At 68.4% G+C, this 20,765-nt stretch carries 29 protein-coding genes; all 29 read left to right on the plus strand.

All coding sequences use genetic code 11. The features are described 5' to 3' along the window. The coding region (rpoC, locus tag GEV10_07415) for a DNA-directed RNA polymerase subunit beta' (protein ID MQA78291.1) at positions 1 to 2,608 on the plus strand (2,608 nt) is incomplete at its 5' end. A gap of 136 nt (positions 2,609 to 2,744) precedes the next feature. Then, positions 2,745 to 3,836: a DUF4190 domain-containing protein gene (locus GEV10_07420; protein ID MQA78292.1), complete on the plus strand. Its 1,092-nt coding sequence runs from the start codon at positions 2,745 to 2,747 to the stop codon at positions 3,834 to 3,836. A gap of 299 nt (positions 3,837 to 4,135) precedes the next feature. Then, positions 4,136 to 4,507, plus strand: a complete 372-nt coding sequence (locus GEV10_07425) for a 30S ribosomal protein S12 (GenBank protein MQA78293.1) — start codon at positions 4,136 to 4,138, stop codon at positions 4,505 to 4,507. A gap of 4 nt (positions 4,508 to 4,511) precedes the next feature. Then, entirely contained in the window at positions 4,512 to 4,982 is a 471-nt protein-coding gene (gene rpsG / locus GEV10_07430; protein ID MQA78294.1) for a 30S ribosomal protein S7, read from the plus strand. Between the two features lie 42 nt (positions 4,983 to 5,024). Then, positions 5,025 to 7,124, plus strand: coding sequence for an elongation factor G (gene fusA / locus GEV10_07435; protein ID MQA78295.1), 2,100 nt, complete (start codon positions 5,025 to 5,027; stop codon positions 7,122 to 7,124). 60 nt (positions 7,125 to 7,184) lie between these two features. Further along, positions 7,185 to 8,378, plus strand: a complete 1,194-nt coding sequence (tuf, locus tag GEV10_07440; GenBank protein ID MQA78296.1) for an elongation factor Tu — start codon at positions 7,185 to 7,187, stop codon at positions 8,376 to 8,378. 132 nt (positions 8,379 to 8,510) lie between these two features. Then, the gene (gene rpsJ / locus GEV10_07445; GenBank protein MQA78297.1) at positions 8,511 to 8,819 is read left to right on the plus strand and encodes a 30S ribosomal protein S10; all 309 of its coding nucleotides are present in this window, start codon (positions 8,511 to 8,513) and stop codon (positions 8,817 to 8,819) included. 9 nt (positions 8,820 to 8,828) lie between these two features. Then, complete coding sequence (gene rplC, locus GEV10_07450; protein ID MQA78298.1) at positions 8,829 to 9,491, plus strand: 50S ribosomal protein L3; 663 nt, start codon at positions 8,829 to 8,831, stop codon at positions 9,489 to 9,491. Beyond that, a complete protein-coding gene (rplD, locus tag GEV10_07455) occupies positions 9,488 to 10,345 on the plus strand; it encodes a 50S ribosomal protein L4 (GenBank protein ID MQA78299.1) in 858 nt (285 codons plus the stop codon). Before rplC ends, rplD begins: the two co-directional genes overlap by 4 nt. Further along, the gene (gene rplW, locus GEV10_07460; protein MQA78300.1) at positions 10,342 to 10,647 is read left to right on the plus strand and encodes a 50S ribosomal protein L23; all 306 of its coding nucleotides are present in this window, start codon (positions 10,342 to 10,344) and stop codon (positions 10,645 to 10,647) included. The genes rplD and rplW overlap by 4 nt, the downstream gene beginning before the upstream one ends. A gap of 52 nt (positions 10,648 to 10,699) precedes the next feature. Beyond that, positions 10,700 to 11,533 carry a 50S ribosomal protein L2 gene (rplB, locus tag GEV10_07465; GenBank protein MQA78301.1) on the plus strand — a complete coding sequence of 278 codons (834 nt, stop codon included), beginning with the start codon at positions 10,700 to 10,702 and terminating at the stop codon, positions 11,531 to 11,533. Positions 11,534 to 11,544: 11 nt separating this feature from the next. Further along, positions 11,545 to 11,826, plus strand: a complete 282-nt coding sequence (rpsS, locus tag GEV10_07470) for a 30S ribosomal protein S19 (protein ID MQA78302.1) — start codon at positions 11,545 to 11,547, stop codon at positions 11,824 to 11,826. Between the two features lie 61 nt (positions 11,827 to 11,887). After that, positions 11,888 to 12,544, plus strand: a complete 657-nt coding sequence (gene rplV / locus GEV10_07475) for a 50S ribosomal protein L22 (GenBank protein ID MQA78303.1) — start codon at positions 11,888 to 11,890, stop codon at positions 12,542 to 12,544. Then, positions 12,544 to 13,449, plus strand: a complete 906-nt coding sequence (rpsC, locus tag GEV10_07480; GenBank protein MQA78304.1) for a 30S ribosomal protein S3 — start codon at positions 12,544 to 12,546, stop codon at positions 13,447 to 13,449. The genes rplV and rpsC overlap by 1 nt, the downstream gene beginning before the upstream one ends. Before the next feature lie 2 nt (positions 13,450 to 13,451). Further along, the gene (gene rplP / locus GEV10_07485) at positions 13,452 to 13,871 is read left to right on the plus strand and encodes a 50S ribosomal protein L16 (GenBank protein MQA78305.1); all 420 of its coding nucleotides are present in this window, start codon (positions 13,452 to 13,454) and stop codon (positions 13,869 to 13,871) included. Beyond that, positions 13,871 to 14,116: a 50S ribosomal protein L29 gene (locus tag GEV10_07490; protein ID MQA78306.1), complete on the plus strand. Its 246-nt coding sequence runs from the start codon at positions 13,871 to 13,873 to the stop codon at positions 14,114 to 14,116. The genes rplP and GEV10_07490 overlap by 1 nt, the downstream gene beginning before the upstream one ends. Continuing rightward, positions 14,113 to 14,406, plus strand: a complete 294-nt coding sequence (gene rpsQ / locus GEV10_07495; GenBank protein MQA78307.1) for a 30S ribosomal protein S17 — start codon at positions 14,113 to 14,115, stop codon at positions 14,404 to 14,406. Before GEV10_07490 ends, rpsQ begins: the two co-directional genes overlap by 4 nt. A 62-nt stretch (positions 14,407 to 14,468) precedes the next feature. Further along, positions 14,469 to 14,837, plus strand: coding sequence for a 50S ribosomal protein L14 (gene rplN, locus GEV10_07500; GenBank protein MQA78308.1), 369 nt, complete (start codon positions 14,469 to 14,471; stop codon positions 14,835 to 14,837). Position 14,838: 1 nt separating this feature from the next. Next, entirely contained in the window at positions 14,839 to 15,174 is a 336-nt protein-coding gene (gene rplX / locus GEV10_07505; GenBank protein MQA78309.1) for a 50S ribosomal protein L24, read from the plus strand. Then, positions 15,174 to 15,737, plus strand: coding sequence for a 50S ribosomal protein L5 (gene rplE, locus GEV10_07510; protein ID MQA78310.1), 564 nt, complete (start codon positions 15,174 to 15,176; stop codon positions 15,735 to 15,737). Before rplX ends, rplE begins: the two co-directional genes overlap by 1 nt. 2 nt (positions 15,738 to 15,739) lie before the next feature. Continuing rightward, positions 15,740 to 15,925 carry a type Z 30S ribosomal protein S14 gene (locus GEV10_07515; GenBank protein ID MQA78311.1) on the plus strand — a complete coding sequence of 62 codons (186 nt, stop codon included), beginning with the start codon at positions 15,740 to 15,742 and terminating at the stop codon, positions 15,923 to 15,925. Positions 15,926 to 16,007: 82 nt separating this feature from the next. Beyond that, positions 16,008 to 16,406: a 30S ribosomal protein S8 gene (gene rpsH, locus GEV10_07520; protein ID MQA78312.1), complete on the plus strand. Its 399-nt coding sequence runs from the start codon at positions 16,008 to 16,010 to the stop codon at positions 16,404 to 16,406. Positions 16,407 to 16,418: 12 nt separating this feature from the next. Then, complete coding sequence (rplF, locus tag GEV10_07525) at positions 16,419 to 16,955, plus strand: 50S ribosomal protein L6 (GenBank protein MQA78313.1); 537 nt, start codon at positions 16,419 to 16,421, stop codon at positions 16,953 to 16,955. 2 nt (positions 16,956 to 16,957) lie between these two features. Continuing rightward, a complete protein-coding gene (rplR, locus tag GEV10_07530; protein ID MQA78314.1) occupies positions 16,958 to 17,329 on the plus strand; it encodes a 50S ribosomal protein L18 in 372 nt (123 codons plus the stop codon). 31 nt (positions 17,330 to 17,360) lie between these two features. Next, on the plus strand, positions 17,361 to 17,951 hold the full coding sequence (gene rpsE, locus GEV10_07535; GenBank protein ID MQA78315.1) for a 30S ribosomal protein S5: 591 nt from the start codon (positions 17,361 to 17,363) through the stop codon (positions 17,949 to 17,951). Continuing rightward, positions 17,948 to 18,139 (plus strand): 50S ribosomal protein L30, encoded by a 192-nt coding sequence (rpmD, locus tag GEV10_07540; protein ID MQA78316.1) that lies wholly within the window; start codon positions 17,948 to 17,950, stop codon positions 18,137 to 18,139. Before rpsE ends, rpmD begins: the two co-directional genes overlap by 4 nt. Further along, positions 18,136 to 18,576 (plus strand): 50S ribosomal protein L15, encoded by a 441-nt coding sequence (rplO, locus tag GEV10_07545; GenBank protein ID MQA78317.1) that lies wholly within the window; start codon positions 18,136 to 18,138, stop codon positions 18,574 to 18,576. Before rpmD ends, rplO begins: the two co-directional genes overlap by 4 nt. Positions 18,577 to 18,681: 105 nt before the next feature. Beyond that, positions 18,682 to 19,989: a preprotein translocase subunit SecY gene (gene secY / locus GEV10_07550; GenBank protein ID MQA78318.1), complete on the plus strand. Its 1,308-nt coding sequence runs from the start codon at positions 18,682 to 18,684 to the stop codon at positions 19,987 to 19,989. 5 nt (positions 19,990 to 19,994) lie between these two features. Further along, the gene (locus tag GEV10_07555; protein ID MQA78319.1) at positions 19,995 to 20,657 is read left to right on the plus strand and encodes an adenylate kinase; all 663 of its coding nucleotides are present in this window, start codon (positions 19,995 to 19,997) and stop codon (positions 20,655 to 20,657) included. The last annotated feature ends 108 nt before the right edge of the window (positions 20,658 to 20,765 follow it).

Here is a 20,765-nt window from a genome sequence, read left to right on the forward strand (position 1 = left end):
CCAGAACCTGCTCGGCAAGCGGGTCGACTACTCGGGCCGTTCGGTCATCGTCGTCGGTCCGCAGCTCAAGCTGCACCAGTGCGGCCTGCCCAAGGGCATGGCGATCGAGCTGTTCAAGCCGTTCGTGATGAAGCGGCTGGTCGACCTCAACCACGCGCAGAACATCAAGAGCGCCAAGCGCATGGTCGAGCGGGCGCGCCCTGTCGTGTGGGACGTGCTCGAAGAGGTCATCACCGAGCACCCGGTGCTGCTGAACCGTGCGCCCACGCTGCACCGGCTCGGCATCCAGGCGTTCGAGCCGCAGCTCATCGAGGGCAAGGCCATCCAGATCCACCCGCTCGTGTGCGCGGCGTACAACGCCGACTTCGACGGTGACCAGATGGCCGTGCACCTGCCGCTGTCCGCCGAGGCCCAGGCCGAGGCGCGCATCCTGATGCTCTCGACCAACAACATCCTCAAGCCGGCGGACGGTCGCCCGGTCACCATGCCGACTCACGACATGGTCATCGGCATCTACGTCCTCACCGCCGACCTCGAGGACGCTCCGGGAGCCGGTCGCGCGTTCACCTCGGTCTCCGAGGCGATCATGGCGTACGACCGCGGCGAGATCGCGCTGCAGTCGAAGGTCAAGATCAGGTTCACCGACTTCGTGCCGCCCGAGGGGTACGAGCCCCCCGAGGGCTGGGAGCCTGGACAGCCGATCACGGTCGAGACCACGCTGGGTCGCGCGTACTTCAACGAGACGCTGCCCGCGGACCACGCCTACGTCGAGGGCGAGGTGGGCAAGCGCCAGCTGTCCTCGGTCGTCAACAACCTGGCGGAGAACTACTCCAAGGTCCAGGTGGCGGCCACCCTCGACGCGCTCAAGGAGCTCGGCTTCCACTGGGCGACGAGGTCCGGCATCACGATCTCGATGGACGACATCATCGTGCCGCCCGCCAAGCCCCGCATCATGGAGAACTACGAGGGGATGGCGGACAAGGTCCAGAAGCAGTACGAGCGCGGTCTCATCACCGACGACGAGCGCCGCCAGGAGCTCATCGAGATCTGGACCAAGGCGTCGGCGGAGATCGCCGACGAGGTGGAGGCGAGCTTCCCGAAGCTCAACCCCATCTTCATGATGGTCAACTCCGGCGCCCGCGGCAACATGATGCAGGTCCGGCAGATCTCGGGCATGCGTGGCCTGGTGGCCAACCCCAAGGGCGAGATCATCCCGCGGCCGATCAAGGCGAGCTACCGCGAGGGGCTGTCCGTGGTGGAGTTCTTCATCTCCACCCACGGTGCCCGCAAGGGTCTCGCCGACACGGCGCTGCGCACCGCCGACTCCGGATACCTCACCAGGCGACTGGTCGACGTCTCGCAGGACGTCATCATCCGCGAGGAGGACTGCGGCACCGATCGCGGCATCATGTTCTCGATCGCCGACCGCAGGGCCGATGGCACGCTGCTCAAGTCGGAGACTGCGGAGACGCGGGCCTACGCACGCATCCTCGCCGAGGACATCGAGGTCGGTGGGAAGGTCGTCGCGGCGGTCGACACCAACCTCGGTGACAAGGTCATCGACCGGCTGGTGGAGGCCGGCGTCGAGAAGGTCAAGGCGCGCAGCATCCTGACCTGTGACGCCAAGAGCGGGCTGTGCGCCAAGTGCTACGGCCGGTCGCTCGCGACCGGTGAGCTCGTCGACATCGGCGAGGCGGTCGGCATCATCGCCGCCCAGTCGATCGGCGAGCCGGGCACGCAGCTGACGATGCGCACGTTCCACACCGGCGGCGTCGCGGGTGACGACATCACCCACGGTCTGCCGCGTGTCGTCGAGCTGTTCGAGGCGCGCACCCCCAAGGGCGTCGCCCCGATCACCGAGGTCGACGGCCGGGTGCGCGTCGAGGAGACCGACAAGGCACGACGCATCGTCATCGTGCCCGACGACGGCTCCGAGGAGATCGCCTACCCGGTGTCGAAGCGGTCGCGCCTGCTGGTGCAGGACGACGACCACGTCGCCGTCGGTCAGCAGCTCGTCGTCGGCACGGTGAACCCGTCCGAGGTGCTGCGGATCCTCGGCCCGCGTGCGGTGCAGGTGCACCTCGTCGACGAGGTGCAGGAGGTGTACCGGTCGCAGGGTGTGTCGATCCACGACAAGCACATCGAGATCATCGTCCGCCAGATGCTCAAACGGGTGAACGTCCTCGAGTCCGGTGCCACCGACCTGCTCCCCGGCGAGCTGGTCGAGCGGCCGCGGTTCGAGGAGACCAACCGCCAGGTCGTGGCGGAGGGTGGCACCCCGGCGTCGGCGCGTCCGGTGCTCATGGGCATCACCAAGGCCTCGCTCGCGACCGAGTCGTGGCTGTCGGCGGCCTCCTTCCAGGAGACGACGAGGGTGCTCACCGAGGCGGCGATCCACGCCAAGAGCGACTCGCTGGTCGGCCTGAAGGAGAACGTCATCATCGGCAAGCTCATCCCGGCGGGTACCGGCACGCAGCGGTACCTCAACGTCCGGGTCGAGCCCACCGAGGAGGCGAAGGCCCAGATGTACTCGATCACGTCGTTCGGCGAGGCGGAGTACGGTATCCCGCTCGAGCCGTACGACCTGGGGGAGTACGAGGCGAGGTAGGCGATTTCGCCGAGAGCGAAACCCGAGCACGTGGCGGCTGTCGTTTCCTTACGGCAGCCGCCACACGCTACGGTGCTGCGGACACAGTGCTGACTGCCTCCGGCGGTCTGCGACAGAGAGCGAAACGGAGTGGCTGATGACGGAGCAGGGCGGTTACACGCCCGGACCGCGTGACGAGTCGGCCGAGGAGCAGCAGGGTCCGGCCGAGGGTCAGCAGCCGGCACCCGAGCACGACTACGGCTCCTCGATCGCCGACGCGATGCGCTCCGGTAACGATGATCCACCGGCCGACGAGGGCGTCACCCAGCCGGGCTACGGCGACCCTGGGCAGGCGGGCCCGGCGTACGGTGCGCCGTCGTCGCCGTACGAGCAGCCGTCGGCCCCCGCGGGCGGCGACCAGCCGACGAGCCCGTACACCCAGCAGTCCACGCCGTACGGCCAGCAGCAGTCGTCGCCGTACGGGCAGGACCCCGGCCAGCCGCCTGCGTCGCCGTACGGGGAGCAGCCGCCGGCGTACGGCCAGGAGCAGGGCCAGCCGCCCGCCTCGCCGTACGGTCAGCAGCCCCCGTACTCGCCGTACGGGCAGGACCAGGGTCAGCAGCCGCCGTCCTCGCCGTACGGGCAGGACCAGGGTCAGCAGCCGCCGTCCTCGCCGTACGGGCAGGACCAGGGTCAGCAGCCGCCGTCCTCGCCGTACGGGCAGGACCAGGGTCAGCAGCCCGCCTCGCCGTACGGGCAGCAGGACCCCGGCCAGGCGTCGCCCTACGGCGGAGAGGCCGCCTCGCCCTACGGGCAGCAGGACCCCGGCCAGTCCTACGGCCAGAGCGCGTCCGGCTACGGCAGCGCCGGGTACGCCGACCCGAGCCAGGGCCAGGGTGCGGGCTACGGCCAGCCGAGCTACGGGCAGCCGCCCGCCTACGGCGCGCCCGCCTACGGGCAGCCGGCCGCGTACGGGCAGCAGGGCGGCTACGGACAGACCCAGCAGACCGACGGCATGGCGATCGGTGCGCTCGTCTGCGGCATCGCCAGCCTGTTCTGCTTCGGGTTCGTCACCGGCATCGTCGGGGTCATCCTCGGTTTCCTGAGCCGCAAGCGCATCGAGGAGTCCGGCGGCGCCAAGACCGGTTCCGGCATGGCGCTCGCCGGAATCATCTGTGGCTTCATCGGCATCGCGGGCTGGCTCTTCTGGCTCGTCATCACGATCGCCAGCGCCGCAAGCAGCAGCTGACGACCGCGGAACTCCGCGACGAGCCCCCCGGTTTTGACCTCTTCCGGGGGGCTCGGTAGTCTTGTCCCTCGTGCCTGGGAATCTCCAGGCACGGCGTGCCCCGCGAGGCCCTTTCCGGGTTTCTTGCGGCGCGCACTTCCGATCCCCTTCGATCACGTGTTGATCGAAGTGTGCGGGCGACACGCCCGACCGCGGGGGTCGGAGGAATCGGGTCATCCGAGGCTCGGCGAGCGTCCGTCTCGCGGGGTGGAGGACCCGGACCCACGACCAACCAGAATTCGGGACTTGGGAGACGTCGGTTGCCCACGATTCAGCAGCTGGTCCGCAAGGGCCGCAAGGAGAAGGTCGGCAAGACCAAGACTCCGGCGCTCAAGGGAAGCCCGCAGCGCCGCGGAGTCTGCACGCGCGTCTTCACCACGACCCCGAAGAAGCCCAACTCCGCGCTGCGCAAGGTCGCGCGCGTGCGCCTCACGCACGGCGTCGAGGTCACCGCGTACATCCCCGGCGTGGGCCACAACCTGCAGGAGCACTCGATCGTCCTGGTCCGCGGTGGCCGGGTCCGTGACCTGCCGGGCGTGCGGTACAAGATCGTCCGCGGCCCGCTCGACACGCAGGGTGTCCGCAACCGCAAGCAGGCGCGTAGCCGGTACGGCGCGAAGAGGGAGAAGTAGTCCGATGCCACGTAAAGGCCCCGCGCCGAAGCGCCCGGTCATGGTCGACCCGGTATACGGCTCGCCGATGATCACCCAGCTGGTCAACAAGGTGCTGCTGTCCGGCAAGCGCTCCATCTCCCAGCACATCGTGTACGGCGCCCTCGAGGGCGTCAGGGAGAAGAGCGGCAACGACCCGGTCGTCACGTTCAAGCGCGCGCTCGACAACGTCAAGCCGGCGCTCGAGGTCAAGAGCCGCCGCGTCGGCGGCGCGACCTACCAGGTGCCGATCGAGGTGCGCCCGCAGCGCGCCAACACCCTCGCGCTGCGATGGATCGTCCGCTTCGCCCGCGCCCGTCGCGAGAAGACGATGACCGAGCGGCTCACCGGCGAGATCCTCGACGCGAGCAACGGTCTCGGCGCGAGCGTCAAGCGCCGCGAGGACACCCACCGCATGGCCGAGGCCAACAAAGCATTCGCCCACTACCGCTGGTGAACACCGGCGAACACGTGCTGAGACGAGGAACGAAGAGCCACCGTGGCCACTGACGTCAAGACCGACCTCGCCAAGGTCCGCAACATCGGGATCATGGCGCATATCGACGCGGGCAAAACCACGACGACCGAGCGCATCCTGTACTACACGGGTGTCAACTACAAGCTCGGCGAGGTGCACGAGGGCGCCGCGACGATGGACTGGATGGAGCAGGAGCAGGAGCGCGGCATCACCATCACGTCCGCCGCGACGACCGCTGCCTGGCGCGACCACACCATCAACATCATCGACACCCCCGGCCACGTCGACTTCACGGTCGAGGTCGAGCGCTCGCTGCGCGTACTCGACGGCGCGGTCGCGGTCTTCGACGGTGTCGCCGGCGTCGAGCCGCAGTCCGAGACTGTGTGGCGGCAGGCGGACAAGTACCACGTGCCGCGCATCTGCTTCGTCAACAAGATGGACCGCGTGGGCGCCGAGTTCCACCGCTGCGTCGACATGATCGTGAACCGGCTCAACGCCACCGCCCTCGTGCTGCAGCTGCCGTGGGGCACCGAGGCCGACTTCCGCGGCGTCATCGACCTCGTCCGCATGCGCGCGCTGCTCTGGCAGGGCGACGGCAAGGGCGAGAAGTTCGACGAGGTCTCCATCCCCGACGACCACGCCGAGGCGGCGCGTGACTGGCGCGACAAGCTCGTCGAGACCATCTCGGAGAACGACGACGAGATGATGGAGCTGTACCTCGAGGGCCGGGAGCCCGACGTCGACCAGCTCGCCGCGGCGATCCGCCGCGCCACCATCGGCGCGAAGGTCACCCCGGTACTGTGCGGCACGGCGTTCAAGAACAAGGGCGTGCAGCCGCTGCTCGACGCCGTCATCGACTACCTGCCGAGCCCGATCGAGGTCGGGGCCGTGCACGGGCGTGAGCTGAGGGGCGACGACCCGGACGAGCTGACCCGCGAGCCGTCCGACGACGAGCCCCTGTCGGTACTGGCGTTCAAGATCATGAGCGACCAGCACCTGGGCAAGCTCACGTACGTCCGCGTCTACTCCGGTCGTCTGACGTCGGGCACGCAGGTGCTCAACGCGACGAAGGAGCGCAAGGAGCGCATCGGCAAGATCTACCGGATGCACGCCAACCACCGCGAGGAGATCAGCTCCATCGGTGCCGGCTTCATCGCGGCGGTCCAGGGTCTGAAGGACACCACGACCGGTGACACGCTGTGCGACACGGCGAAGCCGATCGTCCTGGAGTCCATGCAGTTCCCCGCGCCGGTGATCTCGGTGGCCATCGAGCCCAGCTCGAAGGCCGACCAGGAGAAGCTGTCGACCGCGATCCAGCGGCTGGCCGAGGAGGACCCCACCTTCACGGTCCGCACCGACGACGAGACCGGCCAGACGGTCATCTCCGGCATGGGCGAGCTGCACCTCGACGTCCTCGTCGACCGGATGAAGCGCGAGTTCCGGGTCGTCGCGAGCGTCGGCAAGCCGCAGGTGGCGTACCGCGAGACGGTCCGCGACAAGGTCACCAAGGTCACGTACGTCCACAAGAAGCAGACCGGTGGTGCGGGGCAGTACGCCAAGGTCGAGATCGACCTCGAGCCCACCGGCGGCGGAGACGGCGGCTACGAGTTCGTCAACGCCATCACCGGCGGTCGCATCCCGAAGGAGTACATCCCCTCGGTCGACTCCGGTTGCCAGGAAGCCATGGAGTTCGGGGTACTTGCCGGGTACCCGCTGGTCGACGTCAAGGTCACGCTCAAGGACGGGGCGTACCACGAGGTCGACTCGTCCGAGCTCGCGTTCAAGATCGCGGGTTCGATGGTCTTCAAGGAGGCCGCGCGCAAGGCGCATCCGGTCCTCCTCGAGCCGATGATGAAGGTCGAGGTCACGACGCCCGAGGACTACATGGGCGACGTGATCGGCGACCTGAACGCCCGCCGTGGCCAGATCCAGGCCATGGAGGAGCGCACGGGGCTCCGCGTCGTCAAGGCGCTCGTCCCGCTGTCGGAGATGTTCGGCTACGTCGGAGACCTGCGGAGCAAGTCGCAGGGTCGGGCGAGCTACAGCATGGAGTTCGACTCGTACGCCGAGGTTCCGCGGAGCGTCGCCGACGAGATCGTGCAGAAGGTCCGCGGCGAGTAGTCCACGGTCCGGCAACACCACGGCACCACGCGTATACCGAGAGGCCCACAGGGAGAAGCAGTGGCGAAGGCGAAGTTCGAGCGGAACAAGCCGCACGTCAACATCGGGACCATTGGTCACATCGACCATGGCAAGACGACGCTGACGGCGGCGATTACCAAGGTCCTGCATGACAAGCACCCGGACCTGAACCCGTATATGCCCTTCGACGAGATCGACAATGCGCCGGAGGAGCGGGAGCGCGGCATCACGATCTCGATCGCGCATGTCGAGTACCAGACCGACAAGCGGCACTACGCCCACGTCGACTGCCCGGGCCACGCGGACTACATCAAGAACATGATCACCGGTGCCGCGCAGATGGACGGCGCGATCCTCGTGGTCTCGGCGGCCGACGGCCCGATGCCGCAGACCAAGGAGCACGTGCTGCTCGCCCGTCAGGTCGGCGTGCCGTACATCCTGGTCGCGCTCAACAAGGCCGACATGGTCGACGACGAGGAGATCCTCGAGCTCGTCGAGCTGGAGGTCCGTGAGCTGCTCACCGACAACGAGTTCCCCGGCGACGACCTGCCGGTCGTGCGGGTCTCGGCGCTCAAGGCACTCGAGGGCGACGAGGAGTGGGGCAACAAGATCGTCGAGCTGCTCCAGGCGTGCGACGACAGCATCCCGGAGCCGGCGCGCGACATCGACAGGCCGCTCCTCATGCCGGTCGAGGACGTCTTCACGATCACCGGTCGCGGCACGGTCGTGACCGGTCGCATCGAGCGCGGCAAGGTCAACACCGGTGACGAGGTCGAGATCAGCGGCATCAAGGAGAAGCCGATCAAGACCACGGTCACCGGCGTCGAGATGTTCCGCAAGATCCTCGACGAGGGTCAGGCGGGCGACAACGTCGGGCTGCTCCTGCGCGGTACCAAGCGCGAGGACGTGCAGCGCGGCATGGTCGTGAGCAAGCCGGGCTCGATCACTCCGCACACGGAGTTCGAGGGCCAGGTCTACGTCCTGTCCAAGGACGAGGGCGGGCGGCACACGCCGTTCTTCAACAACTACCGCCCCCAGTTCTACTTCAGGACGACCGACGTCACGGGCGTGGTGGACCTCCCCGAGGGCACCGAGATGGTCATGCCGGGCGACAACACCACGATGCACGTCAAGCTGATCCAGCCCATCGCCATGGAGGAGGGCCTGCGGTTCGCCATCCGTGAGGGTGGCCGCACCGTCGGCTCGGGCCGGGTCACGAAGATCACCGGCTAGCTAGCACAACAGCAGGACGCAGGACGACGATGCGGTGGGCCGGGACCCTCCGGGGTTCCGGCCCCCGTGCCGCGTCAACACCAAGACCACGGCACGCTGCGGCACGGACTGAAGTGAGGAACCGAGGCCACCATGGCGGGACAGAAGATCCGCATTCGGCTCAAGGCCTATGACCACGAGGTCATCGACAACTCGGCGCGCAAGATCGTCGACACGGTGACGCGTACCGGCGCGAAGGTCGCGGGACCGGTGCCGTTGCCGACCGAGAAGAACAGGTTCTGCGTGATCCGTTCGCCGCACAAGTACAAGGACTCGCGGGAACACTTCGAGCTGCGTACCCACAAGCGGCTCATCGACATCCTCGACCCCACGCCCAAGACGGTCGACTCGCTGATGCGTCTCGACCTGCCGGCCGGCGTCGACATCGAGATCAAGCTGTAGGGAAGACTGATGAGCAACGTGACAGGCGTGCTGGGCGAGAAGCTCGGCATGACCCAACTGTGGGACGAGGACGGCAGGGTCGTCCCGGTCACCGTCGTCAAGGCGGGTCCGTGTGTCGTCACGCAGGTGCGTACTCCCGACTCCGACGGGTACTCCGCGGTGCAGATCGCGTACGGCGCGATCGACCCGCGGAAGGTGACCAAGCCGGTCACCGGCCACTTCGCCAAGTCGGGTGTGCCGCCGCGCCGGTTCCTCGTCGAGGTCCGCACCGACGACACGTCCGAGTACACGCTCGGCACCGAGCTCACGGTCGAGAGGTTCGACGTCGGCCAGCGCGTCGACGTGGTCGGCCGCAGCAAGGGCAAGGGCATCGCCGGCGTCGTCAAGCGGCACGGTTTCAAGGGCCTCAGCGCCTCGCACGGCACCGAGCGCAAGCACCGGTCGCCCGGCTCGATCGGCGGCTGCGCCACCCCGTCGCGGGTGTTCAAGGGCCACCGCATGGCCGGCCGGATGGGCAACGCACGCACGACGGTCCAGAACCTCCGGGTCCAGGACGTCGACGCCGACGAGGGCCTGATCTTCCTGCGGGGCGCGATCCCCGGCCCGTCCGGGACGGTCGTGCTCGTCCGCACGGCGGCCAAGGCCGCCGCGACCGACGGAGGTGCCGAGTGACTGACCTCACGGTTCACGACGCCAAGGGCAAGAAGACCAAGCGGTCCGTCGAGCTGCCCGACCAGCTCTTCGACGTCCAGGTCAACATCCCGTTGATCCACCAGGTCGTCGTCGCGCAGCTCGCCGCGGCCCGCCAGGGCACGCACGCGGTCAAGGGTCGCGGCGTCGTCCGCGGCGGTGGGCGCAAGCCGCACCGCCAGAAGGGCACCGGGCGCGCCCGGCAGGGCTCGACCCGCGCGCCGCAGTTCACCGGCGGTGGCGTGGTCCACGGTCCGACGCCGCGGAGCTACGCCCAGCGCACGCCGAAGAAGATGAAGGCGGCCTCGCTCGCCGGCGCCCTGTCCGACCGCGCACGCGGCGACCGGGTGCACGTCGTCTCGGCGCTCCTCACCGGCGACAAGCCGTCGACGAAGAAGGCCGTCTCGGCGCTCACCTCGATCACCGAGCGCCGCCCGGTGCTCGTCGTGGCGCCGCGCGAGGACGAGGTCACGTACCTCAGCCTGCGCAACGCGCCGGAGGTCAACGTGCTGGCGCCCGACCAGCTCAACACCTACGACGTGCTCGTCTCCGACGACATCGTGTTCACCGAGAAGGCGCTCGAGGCGTTCTGCGCCGGCCCGGTCGGTGCGCGACTCGGCGCCGCCGAGCTCTCGGCCACCGGTGCCGAGGTCGTCGACGAGATCGACGACGAGGACGACGACGAGGTCGAGGCAGCGGCCGAGGAGAAGAAGCCGGCGAAGAAGACCGCAGCCAAGAAGACCGCGGCGAAGAAGACGGCCGCGAAGAAGGACGACGAGGCCAAGGACGACGAGGCCGACTCCGACGACGACGCTGAAGGGGAGGGCGACAAGTGAGCAAGATCGCCGACCCGCGTGACGTGCTCCTCGCTCCGGTCATCTCGGAGAAGAGCTACGGCCTGCTGGACGAGAACAAGTACACGTTCCTCGTCCGCAAGGACGCGAACAAGATCCAGATCCGCGAGGCGGTCGAGGCGGTCTTCAGCGTCAAGGTCACCGGCGTCAACACGCTGAACCGCGGGGGCAAGCGCACGCGACGCACCCGCACGGGGTGGGGCCGCAGGCCCGACACCAAGCGCGCGATCGTGAGCGTCGCCCAGGGCGACCGCATCGACATCTTCGGAGGCCCGGTCAGCTGACCGGGAAAACCCTTCCACCGCCAGAGCAGAGGACGAGGACGAGGACCGACTGATGGCCATCCGCAAGTACAAGCCGACGACCCCGGGTCGTCGCGGTGCGAGCGTCGCCGACTTCGTCGAGGTGACCCGCGACGAGCCGGAGAAGTCGCTGGTGCGTCCGCTGCCCAAGAAGGGCGGCCGGAACGGCAGCGGCAAGATCACGACGCGCCACCGCGGTGGCGGGCACAAGCGGTCGTACCGGCTGATCGACTTCCGCCGGCACGACAAGGACGGCGTGCCGGCCAAGGTCGCGCACATCGAGTACGACCCCAACCGCACGGCGCGGATCGCCCTGCTCCACTACGCCGACGGCGAGAAGCGCTACATCCTCGCGCCGAACCGGCTCCGCCAGGGCGACCCGATCGAGAACGGCCCGTCGGCCGACATCAAGCCGGGCAACTGCCTGCCGCTGCGCAACATCCCGGTCGGCACCGTGGTCCACGCGATCGAGATGCGGCCGGGCGGTGGCGCCAAGATCGCGCGGTCCGCGGGCATGAGCGCCCAGCTCGTCGCCAAGGAGGGCGCGCACGCACAGCTGCGCATGCCGTCCGGCGAGATCCGCAACGTCGACGCGCGCTGCCGCGCCACCGTCGGCGAGGTCGGCAACGCCGAGCAGTCGAACATCAACTGGGGCAAGGCCGGCCGCATGCGGTGGAAGGGCCGGCGCCCGTCGGTCCGCGGTGTCGCCATGAACCCGATCGACCACCCGCTGGGCGGCGGCGAAGGCAAGTCGTCCGGTGGTCGCCACCCGGTGAGCCCGTGGGGCAAGCCGGAGGGTCGCACCCGTAAGCAGCACAAGCCGAGCGACGGCCAGATCGTCCGCCGTCGGCCGAAGAAGAAGCGCTAGGAGCCAGCTCGATGCCGCGCAGCCTGAAGAAGGGTCCCTTCGTGGACGACCACCTGTTGAAGAAGGTGGAGGTCCAGAACGAGAAGGGCACCAAGAACGTCATCAAGACCTGGTCCAGGCGCTCGATGGTCGTGCCCGAGATGCTCGGTCACACCATCGCCGTGCACGACGGTCGCAAGCACATCCCCGTGTTCGTGACCGAGGCGATGGTCGGCCACAAGCTCGGGGAATTCGCACCCACGCGCACCTTCCGGGGGCACGTGAAGGAGGACCGGAGGTCTCGCCGTGGGTAAGCAGAGCAAGGCCGAGACATTGGCCGACAACGAGGCGGTCGCGTCCGCGAAGTACGTGCGGATGGGCCCGCGCAAGGTCCGCCGCGTCGTCGACGTGATCCGTGGCATGAAGACCGACGAGGCCCTGACGGTGCTGCAGTTCTCGCCGTGGCGGGCCTGCGACCCGGTCTCGAAGGTGCTGCGCAGCGCGGTCGCCAACGCCGAGAACAACAAGCAGCTCGACGGTGAGCTGCTGTGGATCAGCGAGGCGTACGTCGACGAGGGCCCCAGCCTCCGCCGGTGGCGTCCCCGCGCACAGGGCCGCGCGTACCCGGTGCACAAGCGCACCAGCCACATCACCGTGGTGGTCGAGGAGCGCGGCGACGACGACGCCGAGGAGACGGGCGGCAGGCGCGCGTCGAGGTCGGCCGACCGGCGGGCGAAGAAGTCCACGGCCAAGGACGACAAGACCAAGGCCAAGGACGACAAGGCCGAGGACGACAAGGCCGAGACCGCCAAGGCCGAGTCCGACGAGGCCGAGACCGCCAAGGCCAAGGGCAGGCACGCCAAGGACGACGCCGGCGAGACCGAGGAGACCGGGTCGGCGGAGAAGACGTCCACGACCGAGAAGCCGGCGAAGAAGACCGCGGCCAAGAAGGCGTCGGCGGAGAAGGATGCCGACGAGGCGGACGACGCGGGCAAGGCGTCCGACGCCGCGACTGAAGGAGAGTCTTCCTAGTGGGTCAGAAGATCAACCCGCACGGCTTCCGGCTGGGTATCACCACCGACTTCAAGAGCCGGTGGTACGCCGACAAGCTGTACAAGGACTACGTCAAGGAAGACGTCGCGATCCGGCGGATGATGACCCGCGGCCTCGAGCGCGCGGGCATCTCCAAGGTCGAGATCGAGCGCACCCGTGACCGCGTCCGCGTCGACATCCACACCGCACGTCCCGGCATCGTCATCGGCCGGCGCGGCGCGGAGGCCGACCGTATCCGCGGCGACCTCGAGAAGCTCACCAGCAAGCAGGTGCAGCTGAACATCCTCGAGGTCAAGAACTCCGAGGTCGACGCGCAGCTCGTCGCCCAGGGCGTCGCCGAGCAGCTTGCCAGCCGCGTGGCGTTCCGGCGGGCGATGCGCAAGGCGATGCAGACCGCGACCAAGGCCGGTGCCAAGGGCATCAAGGTGCAGTGCTCCGGTCGCCTCGGCGGCGCGGAGATGTCGCGGTCGGAGTTCTACCGCGAGGGCCGGGTCCCGCTGCACACGCTGCGCTCCGACGTCGACTACGGCTTCTTCGAGGCGCGCACGACCTTCGGCCGGATCGGCGTGAAGGTCTGGATCTACCGGGGCGAGCTCCTGCAGAGCAGGTCCGAGCGCCAGGCCGCCGAGGCGGCGTCGCGCGCGGCCGCCCAGCGTGGCCGGGGCGACCGTCCCGACCGCGGTGGTCCGCGCCGGGGCGGCGGTCGCCGTGAGGGCGGCGGCCGTGACGGCGGGGCTCGTGACGGCGGCGGCCGCGGACCGGGTGGCGAGCGAGCCGCCCAGCCGCAGCAGGAGCGTCCCGCCGCGGAGCCGGCCGCCGATGCCGGCGGCTCCACGACCGCACCGTCTGCCGGCCAGGCGGAGCAGCCGGGAACGGAGGGCTAGTCATGTTGATTCCGCGGAAGACCAAGCACCGCAAGCAGCACCACCCGAAGCGCGGTGGCAACGCCAAGGGCGGCACGCGGGTCAACTTCGGGGAGTACGGCATCCAGGCGCTCGAGCCGTCGTACGTCACGAACCGGCAGATCGAGGCCGCCCGTATCGCGATGACCCGGCACATCAAGCGTGGCGGAAAGGTGTGGATCAACATCTTCCCCGACCGCCCGATCACCAAGAAGCCCGCCGAGACCCGGATGGGTTCCGGCAAGGGCTCGCCGGAGTGGTGGATCGCGAACGTGAAGGCCGGCCGCGTGATGTTCGAGCTGTCCGGCGTTCCGGAGCCGATCGCTCGCGAGGCGTTGCGCCGCGCGATCCACAAGCTCCCGATGAAGTGCCGGTTCGTCAAGCGTGAGCTCGGGGAGTCCTGATGAGCGAGAGTGCAGCTGACCTGCGCGTCCTCGACGAGGAGGAGCTGGTGTCCAAGCTGAAGGAGGCCAAGGAGGAGCTGTTCAACCTCCGCTTCCAGGCGGCCACCGGCCAGCTGGAGAGCCACGGTCGCCTGCGCGCCGTGCGCCGCGACATCGCACGGGTCTACACGGTCATGCGCGAGCGCGAGCTCGGCATCGTGGAGATCGTGGAGGAGACCGACAGTGAGTCCGAGGACGTGGCATGAGTGAAGCAGTGACCGAAGACAACGCGACCGCGAAGGTCCAGCGGGGCCAGCGCAAGATCCGCGAGGGCTACGTCGTCAGCGACAAGATGGACAAGACGGTGGTCGTCGCGATCTACGACGACGTGACCCACCCGCTGTACGGGAAGGTCATCCGTCGCAGCAGGAAGTACAAGGCGCACGACGAGACCAACGAGTGCGGTGTCGGCGACCGGGTCGAGCTGATGGAGACCAGGCCGCTGTCCGCGACGAAGCGCTGGCGCGTCCTGCGCGTCGTGGAGAAGGCCAAGTAACAGCTGGCCAGGTAGGAAACGCAGTACACAGCGGTCATCGGACCGACGAAACGGGAGTTGACGTGATCCAGCAGGAGTCGCGGCTCAAGGTCGCCGACAACACGGGTGCGAAGGAGATCCTCTGCATCCGGGTGCTCGGCGGCTCCGGCCGGCGGTATGCGGGCATCGGCGACGTGATCGTGGCCACGGTGAAGGACGCGATGCCCGGCGCCCCGGTCAAGAAGGGCGAGGTCGTCAAGGCGGTCATCGTGCGCACCGCCAAGGAGCGGCGCCGCACCGACGGTTCGTACGTCCGTTTCGACGACAACGCGGCCGTTCTCATCAGGGACGGACGCGAGCCACGCGGTTCGCGCATCTTCGGCCCGGTGGGTCGCGAGCTGCGCGAGAAGCGGTTCATGCGCATCATCTCGTTGGCTCCGGAGGTGCTCTGAGATGCGGGTCAAGAAGGGCGACACCGTCCTCGTCGTCGCCGGCAAGGACAAGGGTGTCAAGGGCAAGGTCCTGATGGCGTACCCCGAGCGCGACCGCGTGCTCGTCGAGGGCGTCAACCGGATCAAGAAGCACACCAAGGTGTCGACCTCGCAGCGCGGCGCCAAGACCGGCGGCATCGTCACGCAGGAGGCGGCGATCCACGTGAGCAACGTGATGGTCGTCGACGACGAGGGCAGGACGCGGGTCGGCTACCGCAAGGAAGAGACCGAGCTGCCCTCGGGCAAGATCAAGCAGCGCAGCGTGCGGGTCTCGAAGCGCACCGGGAAGGACCTCTGATGGCGACGACGGCTACCGAGCGGCCGCGCCTGCGGCAGCGGTACCTCGACGAGATCGTGCCCGAGCTCTCCAAGGAGTTCGCGTACGGCAACGTCATGCAGGTGCCGACGGTCAGCAAGATCGTCGTCAACATGGGTGTCGGCGAGGCGGCCAGGGACGCGAAGATCATCGAGGGCGCCGTCCGCGACCTCACGCTGATCACCGGGCAGAAGCCGGCCGTGGCGAAGGCGAAGAAGTCGATCGCGCAGTTCAAGCTCCGCGACGGCATGCCGATCGGCGCGTTCTCGACGCTGCGCGGCCCGCGGATGTGGGAGTTCCTCGACCGGCTGCTGTCGATCGCGCTCCCGCGCATCCGTGACTTCCGCGGACTGGCGCCGACCCAGTTCGACGGCAACGGCAACTACACGTTCGGGCTCAACGAGCAGCTGATGTTCCACGAGGTCAACCCGGACCGCATCGACCGCACCCGCGGCATGGACATCACGGTCGTGACGTCCGCCAAGACCGACGACGAGGGCCGTGCGCTGCTTCGCGCGCTGGGCTTCCCGTTCAAGGAGAGCTGACCGTGGCGAAGAAAGCACTGATCTACAAGAGCCAGCAGAAGCCGAAGTTCGCGGTTCGCGCGTACACGCGGTGCAACCGGTGCGGACGTCCGCACTCGGTCTACCGCAAGTTCGGCCTCTGCCGGATCTGCCTGCGGGAGATGGCACACCGGGGCGAGCTCCCCGGCGTGACCAAGTCCAGCTGGTGAACGACGCGACACCCATCCATCCGTCTACGCCGCAGGTCCCCGGCCCAGGTCGGGGAAACCGCAGTGAGAGAGGCCGCCGGCCATGATGACCGACCCGATCGCAGACATGCTGGCCCGTCTGCGCAACTCCAACACCGCGCACCACGACAGCGCGGCGATGCCGTACTCCAAGATCAAGGCGAACGTCGCCGAGCTCCTGCAGCGTGAGGGCTACATTCTCGGCTGGAGCGTCGCGGACAACGAGGGCGTCGGCCGCACGCTGACCGTCGACCTCAAGTACGGCCCCAACCGGGAACGCTCGATCGCCGGCATCCGGCGCGTCAGCAAGCCCGGACTGCGCGTGTACGCCAAGTCCACGTCGCTGCCGAAGGTGCTGGGCGGGCTCGGAATCGCGATCATCTCGACGTCGTCGGGACTGATGACCGACAAGCAGGCCGCGAAGCGGCGCGTAGGCGGGGAAGTCCTCGCCTACGTCTGGTAAGGAGCAAGGGACATGTCGCGTATCGGACGGCTTCCGATCACCGTCCCCGGCGGGGTGAGCGTGCGCGTCGACGGCAAGACCGTGACGGTGAACGGCCCCAAGGGCGAGCTGGCGCACCAGGTGGCAGGCCCGATCGACGTCACCGAGGACGACGGCACGGTCACGGTGACCAGGCCCGACGACGAGCGGGACAACCGTGCGCTGCACGGGCTCACCCGCACGTTGATCGCCAACATGGTCACCGGCGTCACCGACGGCTTCGCGAAGAAGCTCGAGATCGTCGGCACCGGCTACCGGGTGCAGGCGAAGGGCAGCAACCTTGAGTTCGCGCTCGGCTTCAGCCACTCGGTGGTCGTCCGGCCGCCGGACGGCATCGCCTTCGCGGTCGAGTCGCCGACCAGGTTCGAGGTGTCGGGCATCGACAAGCAGAAGGTCGGCGAGGTCGCCGCGAACATCCGTAAGATCCGCCCGCCGGAGCCGTACAAGGGCAAGGGCGTGCGGTACGAGGGCGAGCGCGTGCGGCGCAAGGCCGGAAAGAAGGCGAAGTAGCCATGGCTGGCACCAAGAGGGTCCCGGGTCGCCGTGCGGCGCGTCTGCGCCGGCACTTCCGGGTGCGCAAGCGCGTCAACGGCACCGCCGAGCGGCCGCGTCTCGTGGTCAGCAGGTCCGCGCGGCACGTCGTCGCGCAGGTCGTCGACGACACCGTCGGCCGCACCCTGGTCTCCGCGTCGACCATGGAGGCCGACCTCCGTGCGACCGACGGCGACAAGAAGGCCAAGGCCCGCAAGGTCGGCGCGCTCGTCGCCGAGCGCGCGAAGGCCAAGGGCGTCGAGGCGGTCGTGTTCGACCGCGGCGGCTACCGCTACCACGGACGCGTCGCGGAGCTCGCGGACGGCGCGCGGGAAGGCGGGCTGACGCTGTGAACTACGTAGGCAACGCGGGAAGAGGACACTGCTGATGGCTGGACCCAGGGGTCGCGGCGGCGAGCGCCGTGATCGACGCGACCGCAAGGACGGCGGGCCCGACAAGGGCACGTACATCGAGAAGGTCGTGAAGATCAACCGCGTCGCCAAGGTCGTGCAGGGTGGCCGGCGCTTCAGCTTCACAGCGCTGGTCATCGTCGGTGACGGCAACGGCCAGGTCGGCGTCGGCTACGGCAAGGCCAAGGAGGTGCCCGCGGCGATCGCGAAGGGCGTCGAGGAGGCGAAGAAGAGCTTCTTCCGCGTCCCCCGCATCCAGGGCACGATCCCGCACCCGATCACGGGTGAGGAGGCCGCGGGAGTCGTGCTGCTCAAGCCGGCGAGCCCCGGCACCGGCGTCATCGCCGGCGGTCCGGTGCGTGCCGTGCTCGAGTGCGCGGGCGTCCACGACGTGCTGACGAAGTCGCTCGGCTCGTCCAACCCGATCAACATCGTGCACGCGACGGTGGCGGCGCTTCGCGGCCTCACCAACCCCGAGGACATCGCGATCCGTCGCGGCCTGCCCGTCGAGGACGTCGCGCCGAGCGCGATGCTGAAGGCGAAGGCAGCCGAGGGAGCAGCATGAGCAAGCAGCTCAGGATCACGCAGCTGCGTTCGGAGATCGGTGGCAAGCAGAACCAGCGCGACACCCTCCGTACGCTTGGACTCAAGCGCCGCGGCCACACGGTGGTACGGGACGACCGTCCCGAGGTCCGCGGCATGATCGCGACGGTGACGCACCTGGTCACCGTCGAGGAGGTAGAGAACTCATGACGCTCAAGGTGCATCACCTGCGCCCGGCGCCCGGTGCGAAGACCAAGCGCACCCGGGTCGGTCGCGGTGAGGGGTCGAAGGGCAAGACCGCCGGGCGCGGCACCAAGGGCACCAAGGCCCGCGGTCAGGTGTCGCCGCGGTTCGAGGGCGGTCAGATGCCGCTGCACATGCGGCTGCCCAAGCTGCGTGGTTTCACCAACCGCAACAAGGTCGAGTTCCAGGTCGTCAACGTCGCGAGGCTCGCCGACCTGTTCCCCGAGGGTGGCGACGTGACGATCGCGGACCTCGTGGAGCGCGGGGCCGTGCGCAAGGGCCGTCCGGTCAAGGTGCTGGGCCACGGCGACATCTCCGTCGCCGTCAACATCACGGCCGACGCGGTCTCGTCGTCCGCCAGGGACAAGATCACCGGGGCGGGCGGGAGCGTCACCGAGGCGTAGTCCGCGCACTGTTAGAGTCCCCTGGCGGCCACTTACCCCAGACCGGCGGGTCGCCGTGTTCGACGAGAGGCACACGAACTGTGCCGCGCAGGAGGAAGAGTGCAGCTGTCGGCGTTCACCCGGGCGTTCCGCACCCCGGATCTGCGCAAGAAGCTGCTGTTCGTCCTGTTCATCATCATCGTGTTCCGGATGGGCTCGATCGTGCCCACACCCGGCGTCTCCTACGAGGCGATCACGAGGTGTGCGGAAGCGGCTTCGGGCGGTGAGAACAGCAGCGTCTACGGCCTGCTGAACCTCTTCAGCGGCGGTGCGCTGCTGCGGCTGTCGATCTTCGCGCTCGGCATCATGCCGTACATCACGGCGAGCATCATCATCCAGCTGCTCACCGTGGTGATCCCGCGCTTCGAGGAGCTGAAGAAGGAAGGACCGGGCGGCACCAGCAAGCTGACCCAGTACACCCGGTACCTCACCATCGCCCTGGGCATCCTCGAGGCGACCGGCTACATCGCCATGGCGCGGTTCGGCCAGCTGTTCGGCAACGCCCCCGGCTGTTCCGGCGACGACATCATCCCCGACCAGGGGGTCTTCACGATCATCGTGATGGTGTTCACGATGACCGCGGGCGTCGCCGTGATCATGTGGCTGGGCGAGCTGATCACCGACCGCGGCATCGGCAACGGCATGTCGATCCTGATCTTCTGCCAGATCATCGCGGTCTTCCCATCCCAGCTCGGCGCGATCTTCACCCAGAGCAAGTGGAAGTTCGCCGTCGTCATGGTGGTCGGCATCCTGCTCGTCGCCGCCGTCGTGTTCGTCGAGCAGGCACAGCGGCGCATCCCGCTGCAGTACGCGAAGCGCATGATCGGCCGCAAGATGTACGGCGGCAGCTCGACCTACATCCCGCTGAAGGTGAACCAGGCCGGTGTCATCCCGGTCATCTTCGCCTCGTCCCTGCTGTACCTGCCGCAGCTCGCCTCGCTGATCTGGCAGGACAACCAGGGGTTCGTGTCGTTCGTGAACAGGTACCTGATCAAGGGCGACCACCCGCTCTACATGGCCATCTACGTCCTCCTGATCTTGTTCTTCACGTTCTTCTACGTGAGCATCACGTTCAACCCGGTCGAGGTCGCGGACAACATGAAGAAGGCCGGCGGCTTCATCCCGGGCATCCGCCCGGGCCGGCCGACCGCCGAGTACCTCGACTTCGTCCTGACGAGGGTCACCGCCCCAGGATCGCTGTACCTTGCCTTCATCTCGTTGATCCCGCTCATCGCGATCGGCCTGGTACAGGCGACCCAGCAGTTCCCGTTCGGCGGTACCAGCCTGCTGATCATCGTTGGCGTCGGTCTCGACACGGTCAAACAGATCGAGAGCCAGCTCCAGCAGCGCAACTACGCGGGCTTCCTGCGGTAGGCGCGATGCGCATCGTGCTGGTCGGTCCTCCTGGAGCGGGCAAGGGGACCCAGGCTCAGTTCATCAGCTCCCACCTGGCGATCGCCAACATCTCCACCGGTGACCTGTTCCGGGCCAACGTCAGCCAGGGCACGCCGCTCGGCGTCGAGGCCAAGAGGTACATGGACACCGGCGACCTCGTGCCCGACGAGGTGACGATCAAGATGGTCCGTGAGCGACTGGCCGAGGAGGACGCCCGCGACGGGTTCCTCCTCGACGGCTTCCCCCGCACCGTGCCGCAGGCCGAGGTGCTCGGCGGCATGCTCGACGAGCTCGACCGCGGCCTCGACGTCGTGCTCGAGCTCGTTGTCGACGACGACGAGGTCGTCCGCCGGCTCGCCGGCAGGCGCACCTGCCGCCAGTGCGGCACCGTCTGGCACATCGACTTCGACCCGCCGACCGACGCCAACTCCTGCGACCACTGCGGCGGCGAGCTGTTCCAGCGCGACGACGACCGCGAGGAGACCGTCCGCCACCGCCTCGAGGTCTACAACGACCAGACCGCGCCGCTCGTCGCGTACTACGCCGACCGGGGCATCCTCGTCGGCATCGACGCCACGGGGCCGGTCGAGGAGGTCACCGACCGTGCGATCGGCGCGCTGAACCCCCTCGATAACGCCTGGTCCTGATCTCCTGCGTCGGCGTGCCCTACTCGTGACGGTTGTCAGGGCCGGTCGGCCGTTCCGCGTGCGACGATGGAACGACGACGAGGGGACCTGAACGGAGCCGCACCCGCC

It is taken from the genome of Streptosporangiales bacterium (genome assembly GCA_009379955.1).
In the GTDB taxonomy this organism is placed as follows: domain Bacteria; phylum Actinomycetota; class Actinomycetes; order Streptosporangiales; family WHST01; genus WHST01.